Genomic DNA, 22,404 nt, shown 5'->3' on the forward strand with positions numbered 1-22,404 from the left:
AAGGAAGCCCATGCGACGCTCGCTCGCAGTACTCGCAACAACTGCCACCGCGCTGCTGTGCGCCACGGCGCTGGTAGCCGCACCAAGCAGCGCCTCAGCAGCGGTGCTCGCAGCGAATGATGACTCGAACGACGACGACTCGGGCCTGGCCCAGGTGATCGACCCAAATCAGGAACAGGGCACCGGCCAGGTGGTCATCGACGCCGGGCACGTCGACATTGGTCCCACGCTGAATACCGGTGAGTGGCGAGTGCAGCTGCACGACGACACAAGCGTTCCCCGCTATTGGCGGATGCCTGCCGATGTGGTGCTCAAAGTGAACGAAGCATCGAAACTCACGGTTCCCGATGATGAGAAGTATCGCTTCCTCGGCGTCGATCCCGGCGCCGAAGTGTATGTGGTGCCGCAAACTCAGCACCCCGACGTGGTGTGGTTGGGGTGGAATACGCAAGAACCCGGCGTGCTTGAAAATCTCGATCTCGGCGCGACCCTCGAAATCGTCGCTGTCGACGGGCCGGGGCAACTGGTGGTGTACCTGCAAAACGGCAACTTTGGTGAACCGCAGCAGCTGTACTCCACCTATGACCAGCTGCCGCAGCAGGCCTGGATCGAGTCGAACACGCATACTCACGCCAACTGGGTGTTCACCGAACCCGGCGTGTATGCCGTAGAGGTGGCATTTAGTGCCACGCTGCGCGACGGCAGCGAGGTGCGCGCCACCGACACCCTGCGCTTCGCAGTTGGTGAAAACGCTGATATCGATGCGGCCTTCGCCGCCCAAGCCCCCGAAGCGCCCGAGGCCGCGCAGCCGGCTGCAACCGAACCGCAGGCAGCGAGTGCCGACACTGGCCTGGGTGGCGTGATCTGGATCGTGGCCGGGGTCGTTGGTGCCGTAGCGGTGATCGCATTCATCATCATCACCGTGGCAACGGCACGCACCAAGCGTCGCGTGGCGACAGCCCGCGCAAAACAAGCGGCGCAAGAGCGTGACGCGGCCACTGCACCTGAGAGCGAGGCAACCGAATGACGGCGCTCGAAGTTACCGACCTTGCGGTGCGGCTCGGCGGCCGCCAGGTGCTGCGAGACCTGAACCTGTCGATCGACCGCGGCGAGTTTGTCGGGCTGATTGGCCCCAATGGTGCCGGCAAGACCACACTGTTGCGCAGCATCCTTGGGCTGCAAAAAACCGAGCGGGGAAGTGCCCGTGTGAGCGGCGGGCGGCCCGGCTATGTGCCGCAGCGGCATGAATTTGCCTGGGATTTTCCGATCACGGTCGAAGATGTGGTGATGTCGGGCTTAGTGCGCAAAATCGGCTGGTTGCGCGGCCCGACCGTGAGCCACTTCGAGGCGGTAATGGATGCGCTCATCCGCGTCGAGCTCGATCATCTGGCGCGACGTCCGGTGGCCGAGCTATCGGGCGGGCAGCGCCAGCGCGTGCTCGTAGCGCGTGCCCTCGCACTGAACCCATCGGTGCTGCTGCTCGACGAACCGTTCACCGGCCTTGACCTGCCCACCCAAGAACTGCTGTCAAAACTCTTTGCCCGGCTGGCCGAAGAGGGACACGCGGTGCTGATGACCACGCACGATTTGATCGGCGCGATGCATGACTGTTCGCGACTGTGCCTGCTGAATCGCACGATCATCGCCGACGGTGCCCCGCGTGAACTGGGTGACCCAGCGGTGTGGCAGCGGGCGTTCGGGGTGGGTGATGAGCATCCACTGCTCACCGCGCTCACGGCGGTCGCCGCCAAACTCGCCGAGACCGAGGCGACTGAGGCGACCGACGCCGGCGCTCACAATCAAGCGGGTCGAGCCACCGACCAAGACGCAAGCGAATCGGTCGACGCAACGCAAAAGGCAGGTGCCGGTACATGCTGAGCCCAATTGAATTCATCCAAGACCTGTTCAATCCCGACCTGGGATTTTTGATGAAGGCGCTCGTGATGGCGGTGTGTTCGAGCATTGTCTGCGGGGTGATCGGCACTTTTGTGGTGCTGCGCGGGATGGCGTTCATCGGTGATGCTGTGGCGCACGCGGTTTTCCCGGGCCTGGCGATTGCCTTTCTTATTCAGGGCAATCTGGTGTTGGGTGGCGCGATTGCCGGTGTGGTCACCGCGATGCTCGTAGCGCTGCTCTCACAGAACCGGCGGCTAAAAGAGGACGGCGTGATCGGTGTGCTCTTTGTTGCCACCTTCGCGTTGGGTATCGTCATCATCAGTTTCGCCCCCGGATATGCCGGATCGCTCACGCAGTTCCTTTTTGGTTCGATCACCGGTATTCCCGACGAGGATGTGTTGACGGTCATTTTGACCGGGCTGGCGCTACTCATCGTGGTGAGTGCCTTCCGTAAAGAACTGGTGGCGGTGAGCCTCGACCGCGAAACAGCACGGGCGAGCGGTCTGCCAGTGACGATGCTCGACCTCGGGCTCTACATTGCGGTGGCGCTCGCCGTGGTGATTTCGATTCAAACGATCGGCAACATCCTCGTGTTGGCGCTGTTGGTAACCCCGGCCGCAACAGCGCGACTGCTCACCGACCGGCTTGGACACATGATGATCCTCGCCCCGGTGCTCGGAATGAGCGCCGCGGTAATTGGTCTCTACCTTTCGTGGAGCATCGATGCGGGGCTCCCCACCGGCGGCACCATCGTGCTCGTGAGCACCGCGGGCTTCCTGCTCGCGTGGCTGTTCGCGCCCAAACACGGCCAGTTCGCACGCCGCCGCGAAGTCGCCGAAGAAGCTCGCACTCAACCGCAAATGGAGGTGGCGTCGTGAAACGCCGAAACTCAGTGCTGAAACGGATCACCGCCGCCGCAATTGGGCTGGCGCTGGCGTCCGCAACGCTCATCGCCGCACCTCTGGCGTCACTGCCGGGCGCAGCGGCGGCCGAGCCCGCGGCTGCCGAGACGACTGCTAGTGAGTCAGCGGTGCCAACCGCCCCGGTTACGCTTGAGCGCCGCATCATCGAGAACGTGCACACCGACACGGTTTCGGTGTTCGTTGACGACGGCAAACTCGTGCTCGGGTCGAAAGCCGATATCAACGGCCCCGGTTACCGCATCGATACCGACAGCACGCTATTCCACCTCGAAGCGGCATCGCGCACCACGACCGCCAACACCCCAGAGTTTTTGCGCCGCCTGGGCAACGACATGTGGCTGGCGCCCCAGACTCAAGACCCGGCACTGATTTGGCCGGGCTTCAGCACCGAGCACGATCCGCTCGTGAACGCTGCCGATGACGGCAAAGTGAGCCTCGAGCTGATAAACACCAAGGGTCCCGGTCGTGTCGAACTGTTCCTATCGGGCGGCTTCGGCGAGCTCAATCGGGTGTTTTCATCCACCGACAAACTGCCGGCGTGGAGCATGGGGATGCGCCAACACACACACATGAACTGGGCATTTGGAGCACAGGGCCGCTACGAACTCACTTTCCGGGCCACGGCAAAAATCAACGGCAAAAACCAGACCGCCGAGCGCACCTACTCGTTCTACGTCGGGCCGAAAAACAAGATGACCTCGGGCACCGGGATGCTCGTGGCCGCTGATCGCGGCAAGCTCGCACCGGGCGAATCGCTGCAGCTGAGCGCTGAATTCGATCCCGCGAGCGCTCGCGGCTGGGTTGAATACGGTGACGCAGCAACCGGTCAGGTGCTCGGTGTCGCCGAAGTAAAAAACGGCGTGGCGCGTCTGGCGACCAGCGCACTCAACCCGGGCCAGCACGAGATCACCGCCCGGTTCATCCCGCAGTGGGCGGATGAATACGAACCGGTCGTGCTCAAAGCTGGAAATGGATTGCCAATTCAAGTGACCGGTGACGTTATCGAGCGACCCGAGCAACAGGATGGCACACCGGTACCGGATGCATCGCTCACCGATGCCAATCGTGGTCAGGTGGTGCGCATTCCGAAGTCTGCAAAAACAGTCGACCAGCATGCCACCGTTACTGCCTCGGCACGCCAAGCAGCGGGCCAGTGGGTGTCGGTTTGGCAGCACACCGCACAGGGGCAGCAGTGGCTTGGCTGGGTGCAGGTTGGTGCCGACGGTAGCCTCACGGTTCGAGTGGCGGATGCAAAACCCGGCGCGGCCAAGCTGGTGCTGAAGTCGACCAGCGGTGACTTGCTTGGCTGGGATGCGTTCACCATCCGTCAGCTTGATGTCACCCCTGGCGAAGTGCCGCAGCCACCCCGTGGCGGCTCTAACAATCGGGGTGGACACGATAGCGGCCAGCAACCGAGCCAAAAACCAGACTCGGCCGCGCAAACCTGCGAACCGTCACTCGTGCTCGACAATGGCCACGTTGACGCATTTAATGTCAGCGTCAGCACTGGTGGCCAAGCCGTGCTGCAGTTGAAAGAGGACGTCACCGGCTCGCACGTGCTGCACGAAGCCGAAGATGTGCTGTTGCGCGTAAACCAGTCGGCCTACGAGAGCAATATTCCAGCTTCGTTGCCCGGCTCGCCTTCGGGTTATGTGCTGCCCCTCGCGCAGCGATCAGATTTGGTTTGGCCGGGATGGGATACCAACCGCACCACCGGTAGCGGCTATACCGACGTCACCATCAACATTCACAGTGTTGAGGGGCCCGGCAGCGTGCATCTCTACTCGATGGGTTCATTCGGCGATCTCAAACCGCTGCTTGATGGCGGCAGCACCCGCCTGCCCGGTAGCCTGCGCGAACCGACACCGGCGCACACGCACGCCCAGTGGGTATTTTCGGAAGCCGGCATCTACGTGCTCACCGTGAGCGCTACCGCAACAAATCCCAGCAATGGCCAGAGTGCAACGACTGCCACCCATCGCTATGTGTTCCAGGTTGGTGATGTGCCGCTGGGGGATGTGTTCTGCAAGGTGACTGCATCCGCCGATTCGCGAGCAGCATCGGCAGCCGTCAACGACAGCATCAACGAACAAGAAAGTAAATCTGCCGAAGCGGCCAAGCAGGCCAAAGCAAAAGAAAAAGAAAAAGCTCGCCAGCGCGCTGCCGAGGCAGTCACTGCCGCTGAGGCCGACAGCGAACATGCCAGCGATGCTGCGGCAGCGGTCACCGACCCCGAACGCGAGCGACTGCTGCTGTGGGCCGCTATCGGTGGCGGTGCACTCGCAATCGGCGGTATCGGCTACGGCACCCTCTGGTATCTGCGACGGCTGCGAGGCGTTGAATAGTGGTGGGGCAGTGAGCCGGTTGAACTCAACTAACGCAGGCGCCCAGTCACAGCCGGAAGCAGCGGCCGCATTTGATGATGCCCCGCTGCTTCCGGGCGTTCCCGATCCCAAAGCTCGCCAAAAACGCTCAGCGCCGCGTGGCAGGAACGCTAAAAAAGCGGCTGGCTACGGGCCGTTGCTGGTGGCCGCCGGGATGGTTTTGGCCGGAGTAACCGTGATCGGTGCGGTGGCGCTGCCGCTGCTTGGTAGCCCCGCGCCAACGGTGCCTGCCGGAGCAGTGGCGGCCCCGACCCAAACTCCGAGCCCGGCGCCGATTGCACCAACAGCGATCGACGCCCCGACCGAAACCGAGGCCGACACCAAATCCAAATCAATTGCGCTATTGGCCGACTCACAATGGGTGGGGCACACCGCAAAAACAACCGGTATCCCGCCGCGGGCGCTCGCGGCATATTCCGGCGCCGCAATCAGAGTGCGAGAAGAACTGCCCGAGTGCGGGCTGGGCTGGAACACCCTCGCCGGAATCGGGTGGGTCGAGTCGGAACACGGCACCCTGCATGGCGGCCATATCGCTGGCAACGGGGATACTAAGCCGCCGATCTACGGTGTGCCGCTGAGTGGACAGCACGGCACCGAGCAGCTGCCCGACACCGACGGTGGTGCGCTTGACGGCGACGGACAGTGGGATCGCGCCATGGGGCCGCTGCAATTCGTGCCGGATACCTGGGCGCAGTGGGGCACCGACGGTAATGGCGACGGTGTGAGTGACCCACAGCAGCTCGATGATGCCGCGCTCGCGGCGGCACGGTATCTGTGCCACGTGGGTGGGGATCTCACCGTGCCCGAAAACTGGATCGCCGCGGTGGGCGCCTACAACTCGCCGGTCGACTACATCAACCGCGTTGCCGCTGCCGCGAACGCGTACGGACAGAACTAGGCTGATCTGTAGTAGAGCCGAAGCCCGAGGCACAGCAAAACTTTTTCAGTAACGCCCGCTCGCCTCGCGCAGAGTACAGAGTGAACCGCCACATGGCGGTCGAACTCTGAAAGGCGGATACAGCATGGAAGCTGACGCGAGACTCCTGGCCGAGAGCCAGACGAATCCCGAGGCATTCCGGATTCTGTACCGGCGCCACGCCGAAGACCTCATCGCCTTCTTGCGGCGGGGGAGTGGCAATGCCGAAACCGCGCTCGACCTATTTGCCGAAACCATGGCAACGGCGTTCGAGCGACGCGACAAATTTGATGCCCAAAAGGGTTCGGTGCGGCAGTGGCTGTTCGGCATCGCCCGGCATGAGCTGGCCGCATTTTGGCGCAGCGATCGGGTGCGGATGCGTGCCGTGCAGCGGCTCGCCGTGACCAGCCCCGAACTTGATGATGAATCACAGGAACGCATCGACGGTTTGATCGACGCCGGCCGCGCTCGTAGCGAACTGATTGCCGCGCTCAAAACCCTGCCCGAGCACGAACGCGAGGCGGTGCTCTACCGCTATATCGCCGAACGTGACTATCCCGAAATCGCAGCGGCACTCGGCATCAGCGTCGGTGCCGCCCGGGTGCGCGTCCACCGCGGCCTGGCCAAATTGCGCGAACAGCTTGTTTGAAGGAAACCGAAATGAATAATCGCATCCCCGTTCTTGACCAGCTTGAAGATCAATTCGCCGCGCTCATCGAAACGCAGCAGCACGGCGCCCCAACCGCTCGCCAGGCAGCTGCCGAACCGGCGCTTGGAACCGCACCCAGACGCGGTGCGCAGCGGGTTCGTATGCCGGGTGGTGCCCGGAAGCACCGTCGACGCGTCTGGGTAGCCTCGGGTGCGCTGGTTGCGGGCGCAGTCGCCACGGTGTTCGGAATGTCGCTGGGTGCCAGCCAATCGGCCATCGCGACCCTCACCCGGAATATGGAGGGTGACGCCGAGGTGTTCGAGTTCAGTTCGATTGATGGGTCGACCGACGATGTAAACGAGCAGTTGCGCGCGGCTGGCTACACGTTTGAGGTCGAGTTCATTCCGGGCCCGCCGTCAGCCGTTGGAGACGTCTCTGGTTGGGGATCATGGAGCTCCGGTGCTGACGACCCGTTCGTTGAACCGGATCTCACCGGCGAATATGTCGCAAGCGATGAGGTGTCTGGCGACCGCTATATTCTGCGCATCGAGGGCGATACCAGTCGCACGAGCAGTGTGCAAATGGTGCGCCGCGCGCATCCGGGCGAGATGTACGTGGTCAGCGAGGAAGCCAACGCGGCCGGCAACCCGCTCGCCTGCACCGAGCTGACCGGTCCGATTGACAAAGTGCTGCCAAAAGTCGAAGCGGCTGGGCTCGAATACGAATACCGACTCAACGACGCTGCGCGCGGTCAGACCGATGTGTTCTACCCGGGTGCTGCTGAGGTCGAAGGCACCTATGTGGAATCAACTGCCATGATTCGGGAGGACCTGGTGCTGCTCTTTGTTGAGCACGCACCCATCTCGGAAAGCGACCACGACGCCCGCAACCAGTACCTGCTCGACTCGGGTTGCAGCGAAATCACACCCTAGGGCAACCGGCCCGAGGCCGAGTGGCTCCGGCTACTCGGCCTCGGGGCTCGCCTCGGCCTTTTCTTCTTTGCTGGCGTAGATGAACGAGGTGACGGTGGCGATGATGAGGGTGCCAAAAATGAACACCAGCGAGAACCAGGTGGGGATATCGGGCACCCACTCGACCGGTTGGCCACCATTGATGAACGGCAGCTCGTTGACGTGCAGGGCATGGAATACCAGCTTCACGCCGATAAAGCCGAGGATGAATGCCAACCCGAGATCGAGAAACTTGAGCTTTTCGAGCAGCCCATCAATGAGGAAGTAGAGCTGACGCAGCCCCAGTAGTGCGAGTGCGTTCGCCATGAACACCAGGTAGGGCTCCTGCGTGATACCAAAAATCGCGGGAATCGAGTCGAGCGCAAACAGTAGGTCGGTGAACCCCAGAGCCACCACAACAAGCACAAGCGGGGTGACCATCTTTTTACCGTTTTCGACGATGGTCCACTTGTCGCCGTCGTAGTTTTCGCTCGCCGGAATGAGTTTTTTCAGCTGCATCACCCAGCCCGGCATCTCGGGGTCGGAATCGTCGAACGACTCGATGAACTGGCGCACCGCCATAAACAACAGCCAGGCACCAAAAATGTAGAACACCCACGACAGCTGCTCGAGCACCCAGGCGCCGGCGAGGATGAACGCGGTGCGCATCACGAGCGCCATGGCGATACCGATGAGTAGCGCTTTTTGCTGCGCGATTTTTGGCACCTTGAAGCTCGTCATGAGCAGCAGGAACACAAACAGGTTGTCGACCGAGAGTGCTTTCTCGGTGGCATAACCGGCGATGAAATCACCGGCGTGATTCCAATCCCACTGCCAGGCCACCAGAAACATGAACACGAAGGCCATGCCGATGTAAAACAGCGACCACAGGCCGGCTTCTTTCATCGTCGGTACGTGCGCGTGCCGCACATGCGAATAAAAATCGAAGAAGAAAAAACCGACGATCACGGCGACACTAATCGCCCAGATCCAAATTTCCACGTGGTTCACACAGCCTCCAGGATCGTTGCACTACCTGAAGGTCTCTTCCACCGTAGCCACGGTCGAAACGCCCGGGGCTCCAGCCTTGGAACCCGTGATGACGAGCGCATCGCGTTCGGGAATACTCCCCTTCTCGAAGCCTAAGGTTACACGCTCGCCTGTTCGGTGCCGCTGGCAGGTGCCGCCGGTGCCACCTGTGTCGGATGCAAAACGGGGTAGCCGTTGGCGGTGACCACCGCGAATCCGTGTGGCATCGTAGGGTTTGTTTCAAGCACTGAAAAACCAAGATTGGTGATGTGCGGGGCAGGGAAGGGGAGCAGCGTGTCGAGCACCAGACGCACCACCGAACCGTGGGTGATGACCAGCGCATCCTCATCGGGATGTTCGCCGGCGATTTGCTGCAATTTCGGTAGTACACGATCGACCACGGCCGATTTTGGTTCAATGCTCGGGTGGTCGAGCGGGCGGCGGCTGCCGTCTTCGTAGTAGACGCTCAGTCCCTCAAGTTTGCCAAAAGAACGCTCGATGAACTCATCCACCGCAACCGGATGCGGTAGCTCGGCCTCGCGGGCGATCAGCTCAGCGGTGGTGCGGGTGCGCACCAATGGCGAGCAGTACAGCCGTGTCCAGGTTGTGTGTTGCAGGAGCCGCCCGGCCTCGCGTGCCTGCTCCATCCCGCGCTCATTGAGTGCGATATCGGTGGTGCCCTGCAAACGAGACTGTGCGTTCCAATCGGTTTCGCCGTGACGTATCAGTCCAATTCGCATGCTGCCCCCATCCGAAAAATAAGCTGTCTGTCTATCTTGGCATCGAATCCTCACCGCGGCACTCGCCGGTCGCGTAACCTGGCTGCATGGCTGAAGGAAATCGTTGGTCACTCGGTGGCGCACTCCGTAATTTGTTCGTTCGTCCCACAATCGATGAGTCGACATGGGAAGACCTCGAGGATGCGCTGCTCACCGCCGACTTCGGGCCGGTGATCACCGACGAAATCATCGAACAGCTGCGCGATGATGTCGCCCGCTACCAGACCACCGATCCGGCCGATTTAAAACGGATGCTGCGCGATCTCATCGAGGAGCGGCTCAGCAAATTCGATACCACGCTCAATCTCTCGGCCCGGCCGGCCGTGTCGATCATCGTCGGCGTAAACGGTGTTGGTAAGACCACTACTATCGGCAAATTCGCGCGCTTTTTGCGGAACTATGGCCGCACCGTTGTGCTTGGCGCTGCCGACACCTTCCGGGCGGCTGCGGTTGAGCAGCTCGACACGTGGGCGATGCGGGCGGATGTGCGGATCGTGCGTCCGCAGCAATTCGGGCAGGATCCGGCATCGGTTGCCTACCAAACGGTTGAAACCGCGGTGCGTGAGGGCATCGAAATGGTCATCATTGACACCGCCGGGCGGTTGCAGACGAAGGCCGGGCTGATGGATGAGCTCACAAAAATTCATCGGGTGGTTGAAAAAATCACTCCAGTGAGCGAGGTACTGCTGGTGCTCGACGCTACCACCGGGCAAAACGGGGTGTCGCAGGCCGAAGCCTTTATTGAGCACGCTGGCGTCACCGGCCTGGTGCTCACCAAACTTGATGGTTCGGCAAAGGGCGGGTTCGTGCTCTCTGTGCAGGAACGCACGGGACTGCCCATCAAACTCATCGGTACCGGTGAGGGTATTGACGATCTGAGCGGTTTCACCCCGCACGTGTTCGCCGAAAAGCTCGTCGGCGACGCCTAGTAGCCTGCCGCCCCGGCCGCCGGCACCAGAAGCAGAAACGACATCGGGCGCGAGTTGACAGCTGCTGTCTAACTCGCACCCGATGGTTTTGGCAGTGGCGCTACTGCTTGTGCTGCTTGTGTTGCTGGCGCTGTCTACGCTGCTCGCGGTTTGCAGTGCGGATAGCGCGCGTCTCGGTCGATACCTCGCCGTCGTTCGAACCCTGACCGACGCTCGCAGCGGGCTGGTTGCGCTGCACGGTGCGCAGTAGTCGCGTTTCGGGCTTCTGGCCAAGCTTGCCGATCTTTTGCAGGTTACGGCGGGCAACCGGCCAGAACACCACGAGCACTGCCACCGAGATGAGTGTCGACCACACCTGTACGCGGGTTTCAGGCAGGATGATCATGATTACGACCACGCCGATGATCCCAACAATGGTGAGGATTGCCAGCCACGGGTGGAACCACATCTTGAGTTCGAGCCGGTCGGCCTCTTGTTTGGTCATCTGCTGACGCATCCGAATCTGAGTGAGGGCGATGAACGCATACACCAGCAGCGCCACCAAACCGGCCGAGTTCATGATGAACGTGAAAATACCGCTGTCGGGCAGCAAGAAATTGATGACCACCGCGGCGTAACCGCCGATGGTGGAGGCAAGTACCGCCATTACCGGTACACCGTTGCTGGCGCGCTTACCGATGAACTTCGGCGCCAGACCCTCATCACTAATCGCCGCGAACATTCGCGAAGCCGAGTAGATACCCGAGTTCAGCACCGAGAACACAGCTGTGAGCAACACCGCGCTCATGATGATCTCGGCAGCGTGTGCCGCACCGGGGCCGAAGAACGGCGCGAAAATCTGACCGAACACGTAGGCAAAGGGGCTGATCTGGTCGGGGTCGGGCAACTGGTTCCAGGGCACGATGGCCAGGATGAGCGTCACACCACCGATGAAGAACAGCATGATTCGCCACACCACGGCGTTGGTGGCGCGAGTGACGCCCTTTTTGGGGTCCTCCGACTCGGCGGCAGCCATCACGGCGATCTCGGTGCCGAAGTACGAGAAGATCACCAACGCCACACCCGAAATCACGGCCCACCAGCCGTAGGGCGCGAAACCACCCTCGGCGTTGACGATATTGCCGAACGAGAAGCTGGCGCCCGGCCACAGGCCAAAGGCAAACAGCAGGCCGAGGGTGAGGAACACCACGATCGTGGCGACTTTGATGCTCGCCAGCCAAAATTCAATCTCACCGAATGATCGCACCGAAACCAGGTTGGCGATCGTGAAGATGAGCATCACTGCGATTGAAAACACCCAGTCTGGGATCATCGGGAACCAGCCGTGCAGCGTCGCACCACCGACCACCGCCTCGAATGCGATCACGCCGACCCAGAAATACCAGTACAGCCAGCCAATCAGGTAGCCGGCCCACTCGCCGAGGCCGCGGCGAGCGTACTCCATAAACGAACCTACGGCGGGGGATGCGACGGCCATCTCGCCGAGCATCCGCATCACCAAAATGACCAGCAGGCCGCCGATGCTGTACGAGACCAGGGCCGCGGGGCCAACCGATCGGATCACGTTGCCAGAGCCGACAAACAGGCTGGCACCGATAATTCCGCCGAGGGTGATCATCGTCACATGGCGATTGCTGAGTTTTTTCGTATTGTCGGCTGCCTCGGTTGCAGGCTGAGCCGAATTTTTAGAACCATTCGACATTGCGTAACTCTCCAGAATGCGCAGTGCGCCGTGAGTGCGGCCGGAACAGCTTTGAGATACCGAGCCGCTTGGATGGTCCTCTTTCGTAGCGGGCAACTTCGTCGCAGACCGAATGGCGAGGGCCTACATACACCGTACGCCTGAGTGGAGCCTGTGCCAAGGGGAATTGCGGATATGCACAAAAGATTTACGAAAATCGAGGCGTCTTAAGCTGATTAGCACGCGCATGCCCTGCAGTCATGCCGAAGTTCGCGCTGTTTATTCGTACCAAACACTTTCGAGGGTGATCGCCTCGGCGGGGGTTGCCTGACGCCCGGCGAGTGCCACATATGACTGTGCGTGGGGCGCGAATCGGGCTCGCTCTTCAGCAGTCAGTTCGCGCCGCACCCTGGCCGGAACGCCCGCGGCAAGCATCCCATCTCCCACCTCGGCCCCCTCGAGCAGCACCGCACCAGCGGCAATAAGCGACTGGGTGCCGACCCGCGACTGGCTCAGCAGTGCCGCGCGCATCCCCACCAGCGTGCCATCGGCCACAGTGGTGCCGTGCAGCATCGCCGCATGCCCGACAATCACGCCGTCACCGAGCACGCAGGGGGCATCCGCATCCACATGCACCACGGTGCCGTCCTGCACATTGGTGCCGGCGCCGATGCGGATGCCGCCCGAGTCGCCACGCAGCACACAGCCGTAAAAGATGCTCGAATCGGGGCCGATTTCAACATCGCCAATAATGGTCGCGTTCGGAGCGATCCAGGCGCTGCGATGGATGCGTGGCAATTTACCGGCAAAGGGCAGGATGAGCGGTTGGGCAGCAGATACTTGAGCGGTCATGCCGCCGAGTCTGGCATGTGTGGCTGATCACGGCGGGGGAGACAGCCAAGCTCACACTGCACGCGCGCGGTAGAAGCGGGTAGAATCGGGTCATTATGGCCATGTTCGGGAATCTCTCTGACCGTCTCGTTGAAGCCCTCGGCAATCTGCGCTCGAAGGGCAAGCTCACGGCAGCCGATGTCGACGGTACCGTTCGTGAAATCCGTCGCGCGCTGCTCGAAGCCGACGTCGCGCTACCGGTGGTGAAAGAGTTTGTTGCGCATGTGCGCGAGCGAGCGCTGAGCGACGATGTGAACCGGGCACTCAACCCCGCCCAGCAGGTCGTGCAGATTGTGAACGAGGAGCTCATTCGCATCCTCGGCGGCGACCAGGCCCGAGCACTGCAGCTGGCAAAACAACCGCCCACCGTCATCATACTGGTGGGTCTGCAGGGTGCCGGTAAAACCACGCTGGCCGGAAAACTCGCCAAGTGGCTGGTTGAACAAAAACACTCGCCGATGCTTGTGGCCGCCGACCTGCAGCGTCCAAACGCGGTGACGCAGCTGCGGATTGTCGGTGACCAGGCAGGCGTCCCGGTGTTCTCACCCGAACCCGGTAACGGTGTGGGCGACCCGGTGCGGGTGGCGCGTGAATCGATGCGGATCGCGCGCGACAAGATGCACGATGTGGTCGTCATCGACACCGCGGGCCGGCTCGGTGTTGACGAGGTGCTGATGCAGCAGGCGCGCGATATTCGCGATGCTACCCAGCCCGACGAAATTTTGTTCGTGATCGACTCGATGATCGGTCAGGATGCGGTCGCAACCGCAAAAGCCTTCCACGACGGTGTCGGCTTCACCGGTGCTGTGCTGACCAAGCTCGACGGTGACGCGCGCGGTGGTGCCGCGCTGTCGGTGGCACAGACCACCGGGCAACCGATTATGTTCGCATCCACCGGCGAAAAGCTTGACGATTTCGAGGTGTTCCACCCAGACCGGATGGCATCGCGCATCCTCAACATGGGTGACGTGCTCACTCTTATTGAGCAGGCGCAGAAGGCGTTCGATGAGGAAGAGGCGCGCAAAGCCGCCGAAAAACTTGCCAATGAGCAGTTCACGCTGAATGACTTCCTGAAGCAGATGCAGCAGATCCGCAAGGCGGGCAACTTCAAGAAGATGATCGCCATGCTGCCGGGCGTGCCAAAAGAAATGAAGGCCGCGATTGACGACTTCGACGAATCGGCACTCGTGCGCATCGAGGCGATTATTCAGTCGATGACCCCGCTCGAGCGTGAACAGCCGAAGGTGCTTAACGGTTCGCGCCGGGCTCGTATCGCCCGCGGTTCGGGTACTTCGGTGAGCGAGGTCAACGACCTCGTGAAGCGCTTCGAGCAGATGGCAAAAATGATGAAAAACGTCGCTCGTGGCGGAATGCCGCAGATCCCCGGGATGCCGGGGATGGGTATGCCCGGCGGCGGGCGTGCCGCGCAGCGCAAGCAGGCGGCGAAACAAAAAAACAAGGGCAAGGGGCGGCGAGTGTCGGGCAACCCCGCCAAGCGCGAGGCGGCCGCTGAACAGACCGCGGCGAAGCAGTCTGGTGCGGCATTTGGCGGCAGCGCCTTTGGTGCCGGTGCCGGGGCTGGTGCCGCATCGGGTCAGCCAACCCCGGAAGAGCTCGAAAAACTGCAGCGCTTCCTGAAACAGTAGCGAAGCAGCTCGGCTACTGCTGTTCGCGCTGCCAGGCCTCGTAGAGGTCGGGACGCACACGTCGGGTGCGGTCAACCTGCTGTTCGTGACGCCACTGCGCCACCCGACCATGATGCCCCGAAAGCAACACTTCGGGCACTTCGTATCCGCGCCACTGGGCAGGCTTGGTGTAGCTCGGATATTCGAGCAGCCCCTGCTCGTGTGATTCTTCAACGAGTGATTCGGGGTTTCCCACCACGCCCGGAACCAGCCGCCCAAACGCCTCGATCATGGCCATGACCGCCACCTCGCCGCCGTTGAGCACATAGTCGCCCAGTGAAATCAGTTCGACCCGTGCGCGCGTGGCCGCCCAATCGAACACGCGCTGATCGATACCTTCGTAGCGGCCGCATCCAAAAACGATGTGCGACTCGGCGGCGAATCGACGTGCGGTGGGCTGCCGGAACACTTCGCCAGCGGGGGATGGAAAAACAATCAGCGGCGGCTCGTCCGACTCGCTCGCCTGCAAGATCGCATCGAGTGTTTCACCCCACGGCTCGGGGTTCATGACCATGCCCGCACCACCTCCGTAGGGGGTGTCGTCAACGGTGCGGTGTCGATCGTGGGTGGCATCGCGCAGGTCGTGCACGTGCAGGTCGATGATGCCGCGCTCGCGCGCTTTGCCCAAAAGCGAAATGTCGAGGATGTCGAAAAACTCGGGAAAGATCGTGATGATATCGACGCGCATTAGTGACTCAAATATTTGGCGGGTTCGGGCGAGGGGGAGGGGGAGGGGGAGGGCGTGACCGGTGTGATGCCGTCACGCATCCCGGTGGCAAGCTGGGTGATGACGCCGGCAAGTGCCCCGGTGAGCAGCGCAGTAGTAGTGGCGGTGAGCGGATCTGCCACCACCAGCAGCACCGCGACGGTGGTGAGCAGGGCTACCGACCAACCGGCAGTATCGGCCCGATAGTTGTGATGGGCGCGCACCGCGGCCGAGGTGATGTACAGCATCGCGGTTGCCGCCGCACCGAGGCTGAGCAACAAAATGGCCTCGCCGCTGAGCGAATAGGTGGGGCCGACCAGCTGCAGCAGGATCGGGCCGAGGAACCACAGCAGGGCGCTTACCGGGAGGCCGAGCGCGACCACCCAAATCGTTGGGACCAACAGTGCGGCGATCCCGCGGTGCTGTCGCTCATGGAAGTAGGCGGTGAGCGCGTTCTGGAAGGAGGTTACCGGGGTGAGCATAGCGCCGCGCACCATGGTGAGTGCGAGCATCAGGTTTCCGAGCACAAGCGGTTCGATATCCGGCTGCAAAAACCGCAGCAGAGCCGGGGCCCCGGCAATCAGCGCGCTGGGTATCGCCGACCGGCCAGTGGCGGCCAGTGCAACCAGCAAAAACTGCGGCATCGGCAGATCGGTACGCAGCTTACGACAGGCTCGTCCGGCCGGTGTGGCAAAGAGCATGATCGGAGTGACGATGGCGCCGGCGATCGCGGCATACATGAGCCCCGAAACAATATCGCCAAAACAGGCGGCAACAATCACCACGAGCAGCCGCGCGGCAGCCTCAGCACTGATCAACCAGCCGAACGCCTGCCAGCGGCCAGTGCCGCTGAGCAGTCCCGCCAGGGCCGCCTGCAGCACCACTAGTCCCGCCGAAACTGCAAATAGCAGAGTGGCCAGGGGCTGCGCCATTCCCACAAGCAGCACCGGCGCCCACAGCGGGGATGCAGCGGCGGTCAGTGCCGTTACGAGCGTGCCCGCCCACAGTGCGGCAACCACCGGCCGCGCGCCGGGCTCGTTTGGGCTGGTCGGAAACGGGTCGGGAACGGTTCGTTCGCGCCCCGCGAGGATTTCATCGGCGGTGCGATCTTCAATAACCGTGAGACCGAGCGGACCGCTTGAAATAACGAGTTCTTCGGCGTCGTCGATGCCGTTGTCATTTGCATCAATGATCGGTCGACCCTGCTGCGCGCCCGCGCGGCGCACACCGGCCGAGGTAGTACGCATAAAACCCTGCAGCGAGGCGATTACCGCGAAACAGAGCGACCAGAGCACGATGAATTCGGTGAATCGATCGGCCGTGAGCGTGGTCGCTGCAATAAATACGACAACGTAGGCGAGCACCCCAGAGCCCACTGTCGCGAACGTAACCCAACGCATCCGTCAACTCACCGATCTATCTGTAAAAGTGCTTCCTGCGAAAGTGCTTCTTGTGAAAGCGCTTCCTGTGAAAGTGCTGGTAGCCACACTAGTCGGTATTTATGTCGAACAGTCCTCCGGGCGGAGTCACGGTAATGGTGCTGTTTGAGATGTTGACCTCGGGCACGATTTCTTTGACAAACGGCACAAAGACATCGCCGGTATCGGTTTTGACCACGATGAGGTCTTGGGCGGGGAAGTGGTCGACGCGGACGACGGTACCCACGGCCTCGCCGGCAACCATGACAGTGAGGCCGATCAGTTCGTGGTCGTACCAGGTGTCGGGGTCAAGCTCTTCGGTGTCGTCTTTATCAACCCAGAGAATCGCGCGGATGAGCGTCTCGGCGGTGGTGCGGTCTTCGACACCCTCGAAAAAAACAACCGGCGCGTCATTGAACCAGCGCAACTCGCGCAGCACAATCGACTTTCCCCGCCAGGGCGAATCGATGGGCACCTGCAGCGAGAACGAAGCTCCGGGTACGAAACGACGCTCGGGTTCATCGGTGTACAGCTCGAGCTTGATCGCGCCCTTGAGGCCGTGAGCCTTGACTAGCCGGCCGACGCGAAGCTGCGTGATACCGGACTGCTTGGGAGCCAAGATTAGTCATCCGCCACGTCGACGCGGACGCGGCGGCCATCGGCGAGCGCGGTCACCAGGGTGCGCAGCGCCTTGGCGGTGCGGCCCTGACGGCCGATGACGCGGCCGAGGTCCTCGTGATGGACATGCACCACGAGGACCTCGCCGCGAGAGGTTTCGCGCGCGTCCACTCGGACATCGTCAGGTCGATTGACGATGCCTCGTACCAGGTGTTCGAGTGCGGACGCGAGCATTACTACGCCTCGGTGTTCTCGGCGTCGTCAGTTGCTTCAGTAGCTTCGGCTTCGGCAGCTGCTTCTGCTTCTTCTTCTGCAGCGGCGGGAGCCTCAGCCTCAGCCTTGGGCTTGAGCACCGGCTTCTTGTTGGCGTCAGCCTCGAAAGTTTCCTTCTCTGGCTGTCCCTGAACGGTCGACTCGGTCGAGCCTTCGCCGGTGAACTTGCCCCAGTCACCGGTCAGCTTGAGCAGTGCGAGCACGGCCTCGGTGGGCTGAGCACCGACCGAAAGCCAGTACTGAGCGCGCTCCGAGTCGATCTCGATGACCGAAGGCTGGTGGGTGGGGTGGTACTTGCCGATTTCTTCGATAACGCGACCGTCGCGCTTGGTGCGCGAGTCGGCCACAACGACGCGGTAGAACGGTGACCGGATCTTACCGAACCGCTTTAGACGAATCTTGACAGACACGTGTCTCCTGTAGGTGTTGATGAAAAATTCTGAGCATCACAATCAACGGCGTGGGGCGCCATCATTCTGGGGCTCTGGACTGCTGCGCGTTACGAAGAGAGGGTCGTTGACACAGACTCAGCTGTCTATTGTTGCAGATTTCCACCCAGTTCTGCCAGACCAATATGAACGCGGTGCATGAGCGCCTACGATGAATGTCATGCATTTCGCGAATTCACGGCGTTCCACTCTCGGGATTGAGTGGGAACTGGCGCTGGTCGACCCCGTAACCGGTGACCTGGTGGGGCGCGGCGCCGAGGTTGTGGCAGCCGCAGCCAATCAGCACATCGCCGGCGAATTTCTCACCAACACGGTCGAACTGGTTACTGGTGTGTGTGACACGGTGCCGGCAGCTACCGCCGAGCTGCGACAGCTGCGTGATGAACTGATGGTCACGCTTGACCGCCTGGGTATCGGCGTGATCGGCACCGGTACGCATCCCTGGGCCGATTGGCAATTGCAGACCCTTGCGCCCGATGACCGCTATTTGCGCGTTGTTGATCGAGCCCGCCAGTGGGGCCGACAGCTTTCGATTTGGGGGCTGCACATTCACGTTGGGCTGACCTCGCGCGATCACGTCGTGCCAGCGATGCACGCGGTGTTGGCCGACCTGCCGCTGATGCTGGCGCTCACCGCATCCAGCCCGTTCTGGGAGGGGAAGGACACCGGTTTTGCCTCGCATCGCAGCATGATGTTTCAGCAGCTGCCTTCGGCGGGGCTGCCACCGCGGCTGGATGATTGGCGTGAGCTTGACCGCACCGTTTCGGGGATGCTCGCCTCGGGTGCGCTCTTGGATGAGCGTGAACTGCGCTGGGACGTGCGACCTGCCGGTCGTTTCGGCACCCTTGAAGTGCGGGTGTTTGATGCGCCGTCGACCGTAACCGAGGTCGGCGCGGCAGCCGCATTCGTGCAGTGCGTCGTTGAAGAAACGGTGCGAGCGCTCGAGCGCGGTCGGCCGCTGCGGGCGCTGCCGGAGTGGGCGGTGAATGAAAACAAATTCCGGGCGGCCAGATACGGGCTCGACACCGAGTTCATCATCAATGCCGACGGTGGGCTAGAGCCGGGCCGTGATCTGATGGCACGGCGAATCGACGAACTGCTACCGATCGCGAACGACCTAGGATGCGACTCAAAACTGGTGAACTCACTGGCCGTTGCGGAGAGTAATGGCGCCGACCACCAGCGCAGTCTGATGCGCACGCACAGTCGCAGCGGCATGATTGAGGCAATGCGCGCAGCCCTGCGGCAGTAGCGCGGCAACAAACGGGCTGTGCCCAGAGCGAAACTGGGGAAAATTGCCGCCGGCACACGGGATGGCCGGGTAGCGTAAAAGCATGACTTCTGGTGCTCGTTCTTCGGGTATGGCGCGTGTGATGCAGTTCATGCGTCCGGCGGCGCCGTTTATTGTTGCGATTTGGACCGTGGGCGCATGGCTCGTGATGCGTCAGAGCGCCACCGGCTTCCTCGCGCTGTTTATTACGGTGCCGGTCGGATTTTTGCAGCTGGCGACCCTCGGTTTCCTGTTCTGGTTGCGGCCGAGTGCGCGGCTGTCAGGCAGCTACCGCACCGAAGACCTGCTCTGGTATTTCGGCACATTCGCGCTGTGGTTGATCGGGGCCGTGATGCCCTCGGCAACAGCGGCGGGGTTGGTACAGATTCTGGCATTCCTCGTGGGTGCGGTGGCGATCTACCGCATTGGTCGCAGCGCGCAGGAAGAAAACGTCAACGCCATGCGACACCGCTTCGAGCAGGGTGGCTCGGATCAATTTGACGACCCGGCGGCCGATTCGCCCTCCGGGTGGCGACGCACGCGCATTATCACCATCAACACCACACCCGCCCGCCGCGGCGACTCGGTGGGGCACCAAATGGAAGTGGTCGATGGCGAAATTATTGACGAACCCAACCCGCGCATCCGACGTGGCGACGATCCGGATGAATGGACGGCGCGCCCCCACCGCGACAGCTAAGGCGATTTTTTACCTCCGACTGGGGCAATAAGCCCCCGTCAGCTCTTGCCTCGAACCTGTAAATTGTGGAAGAATGATGGCTTGTGCCGCGGCTCGACTCTGCCTCAGGGGACAATCAGCCGACGAGCGCACAGCAACAATCTTTTTATTCGCACCGACCTGAGGCGGGCGAGAGAGTGAATGACCAAAATGGCCAACCTCATTGACCAGATCGACGCACAGTCGCTGAAGGACGTCCCCGATTTCCGTCCCGGTGACACCGTCAAGGTGCACGTCAACATCGTTGAAGGTAACCGTTCGCGTATCCAGGTGTTCCAGGGCGTTGTGCTCGGCCGCCAGGGCGCCGGTATCGGCGAGACCTTTACCGTGCGCAAGGTGAGCTTCCAGGTGGGTGTGGAGCGTGTGTTCCCCGTTCACTCGCCGATCATCGAAAAGATCGAGGTTGTTAGCCGCGGTGACGTTCGCCGTGCGAAGCTCTACTACCTCCGTGACCGCCACGGCAAGGCTGCGAAGATTCGCGAGAAGCGCGCCAACTAGTTGCTTGGGATGCCGATATTCATTCGGTATCCAACAAAAAATCGACGGCCACCGCAGCAATACCCGCGGTGGCCGTCGCTTTACATTAGACTGCGGTGGCTACCTAAGAGCGAGGAGATGCATTGAGCGACGGCTACGAGCTGCCTGAGCTGTCGCCGGATGAACCCGGTGGGCTAGACTTGCTCGCCCCGTACCGGCACGGTGTCGGCAATCGGCACCGGGCGAACGAACATCTGCAGCTTGACGCGAACGGCAAAGTGACCCGGGCCGACGGCGGTGGGTCGTTTTTCCGTGATGTCCTGGTGATCGTGGCACTGGCAATCGTGATCTCGATTGTCGTCAAAACGTTTTTCCTGCGCCCCTTCGCGATCCCATCCGGATCCATGCGCAACACGCTCGTCGAAGGCGACCGCGTACTGGTCAACCTGCTCTCGCCCAGCGTCATCGACATCAACCGTGGCGATGTGATCGTGTTCAAAGACCCCGGCGGCTGGCTGCCGGAAATGTCCCAGCCCGAAAAGCCCTTCCCGGCAGCCATTATTGATGGCGCGCTCGAACTTGTTGGTTTGAAGGCCGAAGAATCGACCGGCCACCTCATTAAACGTGTCATCGGTCTACCCGGTGACCACGTTGTGTGCTGCAACGCATACGGGCAGCTCGAAATTAATGATGTGGCAATCGATGAGCCCTACATCATTCGGCCCAGTGGCGAGAACGCAAGCGGCATCAACTTTGATGTGACGGTTCCCGAACGGTCGGTTTGGGTGATGGGCGACAATCGCTACAACTCAGAAGACTCTCGGTTTCACGAAAATACCCCGACACGCGGGTTCGTGCCCTATGACGATATTGTCGGGCAGGCTTTCGTTATTAACTGGCCACTCGACCGGTTTAGCTGGATTGATAGCTCGTCGCAAACATTCGTGAATGTGCCATCGCGCGAACCGCAGCCGTGACCGAACCCACACTCGAAATCGAACGGCAGCTGCTCACCGAAAACGAGCTCGTAATCGGCGTCGATGAGGTGGGGCGTGGCGCCCTCGCCGGACCCGTAGCCGTGGGCGCCTGTGTGATCGGCCCCGCCCAGATCGAACAGGGCGCGCCCGCCGGCCTGCGTGATTCGAAACTACTGACCGCCAAACGCCGCCTCGCTATCGAACCCGAGGCGCGCGCTTGGGCGCTCGCGAGCGCACTGGGGTGGGCGAGCGCCACCGAAATTGACGAGTACGGCATCGGTAGCTGCCTCGCCAGCGCCGCCATTCGCGCCCTCGCTGAGCTGTGGCAGCAGGGTATCCCTGTCGATCGTGCGGTCATCCTGCTCGACGGCACCCACGACTGGCTCACCGGCGCGATGCACCATCCGCTGCCGGTGGTGGTGCGCACCAAGGCCGACCGTGACTGCGCGGCTGTTGCCGCCGCAGCCATTATCGCCAAGGTAGCGCGGGATGCGCGGATGGTCGCGCTCGCCGAGGCGCATCCGGAATGGGCCGAGTACGACTGGGCATCGAACAAAGGCTACGGCTCGGCGGCCCACCGCGACGTGATCGCGCGGCTCGGCGCCTGCGACGCGCACCGGCGGACCTGGCTCGGGCGCATCCTCGCGGAGTGATGCGCGAGTTGCGTTCGCGTGTGGACTTGAGTGAGTGCGCGCATTATACCGCAATGATGTGAAACTCGCTGTGTTCTCGGCGAATTACCAGGCTGCCCGGCTAGTGTCTCCA

The 22,404-nt window shown here is 61.9% G+C and carries 23 protein-coding genes; 14 read left to right on the plus strand and 9 right to left on the minus strand.

Annotation, left to right across the window (positions count from 1 at the left end; all coding sequences use genetic code 11):
- Positions 1 to 10 precede the first annotated feature (10 nt).
- The 7 genes from PV375_RS00210 to PV375_RS00240 all read left to right on the plus strand — a co-directional run bounded on the left by PV375_RS00210 (position 11) and on the right by PV375_RS00240 (position 7,700).
- Entirely contained in the window at positions 11 to 1,027 is a 1,017-nt protein-coding gene (locus tag PV375_RS00210) for a choice-of-anchor M domain-containing protein (protein ID WP_201522033.1), read from the plus strand.
- Complete coding sequence (locus PV375_RS00215; protein ID WP_332105628.1) at positions 1,024 to 1,878, plus strand: anchored repeat-type ABC transporter ATP-binding subunit; 855 nt, start codon at positions 1,024 to 1,026, stop codon at positions 1,876 to 1,878. The genes PV375_RS00210 and PV375_RS00215 overlap by 4 nt, the downstream gene beginning before the upstream one ends.
- Complete coding sequence (locus PV375_RS00220) at positions 1,872 to 2,774, plus strand: anchored repeat-type ABC transporter permease subunit (RefSeq protein WP_332105629.1); 903 nt, start codon at positions 1,872 to 1,874, stop codon at positions 2,772 to 2,774. The genes PV375_RS00215 and PV375_RS00220 overlap by 7 nt, the downstream gene beginning before the upstream one ends.
- The gene (locus PV375_RS00225) at positions 2,771 to 5,164 is read left to right on the plus strand and encodes a choice-of-anchor M domain-containing protein (RefSeq protein WP_332105630.1); all 2,394 of its coding nucleotides are present in this window, start codon (positions 2,771 to 2,773) and stop codon (positions 5,162 to 5,164) included. The genes PV375_RS00220 and PV375_RS00225 overlap by 4 nt, the downstream gene beginning before the upstream one ends.
- 10 nt (positions 5,165 to 5,174) lie before the next feature.
- Entirely contained in the window at positions 5,175 to 6,101 is a 927-nt protein-coding gene (locus PV375_RS00230; RefSeq protein WP_332105631.1) for a lytic murein transglycosylase, read from the plus strand.
- Positions 6,102 to 6,225: 124 nt separating this feature from the next.
- Positions 6,226 to 6,768 carry an RNA polymerase sigma factor gene (locus tag PV375_RS00235; protein WP_332105632.1) on the plus strand — a complete coding sequence of 181 codons (543 nt, stop codon included), beginning with the start codon at positions 6,226 to 6,228 and terminating at the stop codon, positions 6,766 to 6,768.
- 11 nt (positions 6,769 to 6,779) lie between these two features.
- Entirely contained in the window at positions 6,780 to 7,700 is a 921-nt protein-coding gene (locus PV375_RS00240; protein WP_332105633.1) for a hypothetical protein, read from the plus strand.
- Positions 7,701 to 7,730: 30 nt separating this feature from the next.
- Here PV375_RS00240 and PV375_RS00245 read toward each other — a convergent pair whose 3' ends face one another.
- Together PV375_RS00245 and PV375_RS00250 are read right to left on the minus strand one after the other, a co-directional pair.
- A complete protein-coding gene (locus PV375_RS00245) occupies positions 7,731 to 8,729 on the minus strand; it encodes a TerC/Alx family metal homeostasis membrane protein (protein WP_332105634.1) in 999 nt (332 codons plus the stop codon).
- 137 nt (positions 8,730 to 8,866) lie between these two features.
- The gene (locus tag PV375_RS00250) at positions 8,867 to 9,487 is read right to left on the minus strand and encodes a histidine phosphatase family protein (RefSeq protein ID WP_332105635.1); all 621 of its coding nucleotides are present in this window, start codon (positions 9,485 to 9,487) and stop codon (positions 8,867 to 8,869) included.
- A gap of 86 nt (positions 9,488 to 9,573) precedes the next feature.
- Between PV375_RS00250 and ftsY the strand changes: the two genes are divergently transcribed.
- On the plus strand, positions 9,574 to 10,455 hold the full coding sequence (gene ftsY / locus PV375_RS00255) for a signal recognition particle-docking protein FtsY (RefSeq protein ID WP_201517422.1): 882 nt from the start codon (positions 9,574 to 9,576) through the stop codon (positions 10,453 to 10,455).
- Between the two features lie 100 nt (positions 10,456 to 10,555).
- Here ftsY and PV375_RS00260 read toward each other — a convergent pair whose 3' ends face one another.
- Together PV375_RS00260 and PV375_RS00265 are read right to left on the minus strand one after the other, a co-directional pair.
- Complete coding sequence (locus PV375_RS00260; RefSeq protein ID WP_332105636.1) at positions 10,556 to 12,157, minus strand: amino acid permease; 1,602 nt, start codon at positions 12,155 to 12,157, stop codon at positions 10,556 to 10,558.
- Between the two features lie 258 nt (positions 12,158 to 12,415).
- Complete coding sequence (locus tag PV375_RS00265) at positions 12,416 to 12,988, minus strand: gamma carbonic anhydrase family protein (protein WP_332105637.1); 573 nt, start codon at positions 12,986 to 12,988, stop codon at positions 12,416 to 12,418.
- A gap of 95 nt (positions 12,989 to 13,083) precedes the next feature.
- Here PV375_RS00265 and ffh point away from each other — a divergent pair, with 95 nt between their 5' ends.
- Entirely contained in the window at positions 13,084 to 14,673 is a 1,590-nt protein-coding gene (ffh, locus tag PV375_RS00270) for a signal recognition particle protein (RefSeq protein ID WP_332105638.1), read from the plus strand.
- Between the two features lie 13 nt (positions 14,674 to 14,686).
- Here the strand turns inward: ffh and trmD are convergent, their stop codons facing one another.
- From trmD to rpsP, 5 genes are all read right to left on the minus strand, one after another.
- Positions 14,687 to 15,400: a tRNA (guanosine(37)-N1)-methyltransferase TrmD gene (gene trmD, locus PV375_RS00275; protein ID WP_332105639.1), complete on the minus strand. Its 714-nt coding sequence runs from the start codon at positions 15,398 to 15,400 to the stop codon at positions 14,687 to 14,689.
- Positions 15,400 to 16,818, minus strand: coding sequence for a hypothetical protein (locus PV375_RS00280; RefSeq protein ID WP_332105640.1), 1,419 nt, complete (start codon positions 16,816 to 16,818; stop codon positions 15,400 to 15,402). Before PV375_RS00280 ends, trmD begins: the two co-directional genes overlap by 1 nt.
- A gap of 88 nt (positions 16,819 to 16,906) precedes the next feature.
- Positions 16,907 to 17,455, minus strand: coding sequence for a ribosome maturation factor RimM (rimM, locus tag PV375_RS00285; RefSeq protein WP_332105641.1), 549 nt, complete (start codon positions 17,453 to 17,455; stop codon positions 16,907 to 16,909).
- A gap of 2 nt (positions 17,456 to 17,457) precedes the next feature.
- Entirely contained in the window at positions 17,458 to 17,688 is a 231-nt protein-coding gene (locus PV375_RS00290) for an RNA-binding protein (protein ID WP_201517429.1), read from the minus strand.
- A gap of 2 nt (positions 17,689 to 17,690) precedes the next feature.
- Positions 17,691 to 18,137, minus strand: a complete 447-nt coding sequence (rpsP, locus tag PV375_RS00295) for a 30S ribosomal protein S16 (protein ID WP_332105642.1) — start codon at positions 18,135 to 18,137, stop codon at positions 17,691 to 17,693.
- A 199-nt stretch (positions 18,138 to 18,336) separates the two neighbouring features.
- Between rpsP and PV375_RS00300 the strand changes: the two genes are divergently transcribed.
- The 5 genes from PV375_RS00300 (at position 18,337) to PV375_RS00320 (ending at position 22,292) form a co-directional block, all read left to right on the plus strand.
- On the plus strand, positions 18,337 to 19,428 hold the full coding sequence (locus PV375_RS00300) for a carboxylate-amine ligase (RefSeq protein WP_332105643.1): 1,092 nt from the start codon (positions 18,337 to 18,339) through the stop codon (positions 19,426 to 19,428).
- A gap of 82 nt (positions 19,429 to 19,510) precedes the next feature.
- Positions 19,511 to 20,146: a hypothetical protein gene (locus PV375_RS00305; protein WP_332105644.1), complete on the plus strand. Its 636-nt coding sequence runs from the start codon at positions 19,511 to 19,513 to the stop codon at positions 20,144 to 20,146.
- Positions 20,147 to 20,335: 189 nt separating this feature from the next.
- On the plus strand, positions 20,336 to 20,683 hold the full coding sequence (gene rplS, locus PV375_RS00310; RefSeq protein ID WP_332105645.1) for a 50S ribosomal protein L19: 348 nt from the start codon (positions 20,336 to 20,338) through the stop codon (positions 20,681 to 20,683).
- A 122-nt stretch (positions 20,684 to 20,805) separates the two neighbouring features.
- On the plus strand, positions 20,806 to 21,639 hold the full coding sequence (gene lepB, locus PV375_RS00315) for a signal peptidase I (protein WP_332105646.1): 834 nt from the start codon (positions 20,806 to 20,808) through the stop codon (positions 21,637 to 21,639).
- Entirely contained in the window at positions 21,636 to 22,292 is a 657-nt protein-coding gene (locus PV375_RS00320; RefSeq protein ID WP_332105647.1) for a ribonuclease HII, read from the plus strand. The genes lepB and PV375_RS00320 overlap by 4 nt, the downstream gene beginning before the upstream one ends.
- Positions 22,293 to 22,404 lie beyond the last annotated feature (112 nt).

The organism is Gulosibacter sp. GYB002, from assembly GCF_036577665.1.
Classification (GTDB): Bacteria; Actinomycetota; Actinomycetes; order Actinomycetales; family Microbacteriaceae; genus Gulosibacter; species Gulosibacter hominis.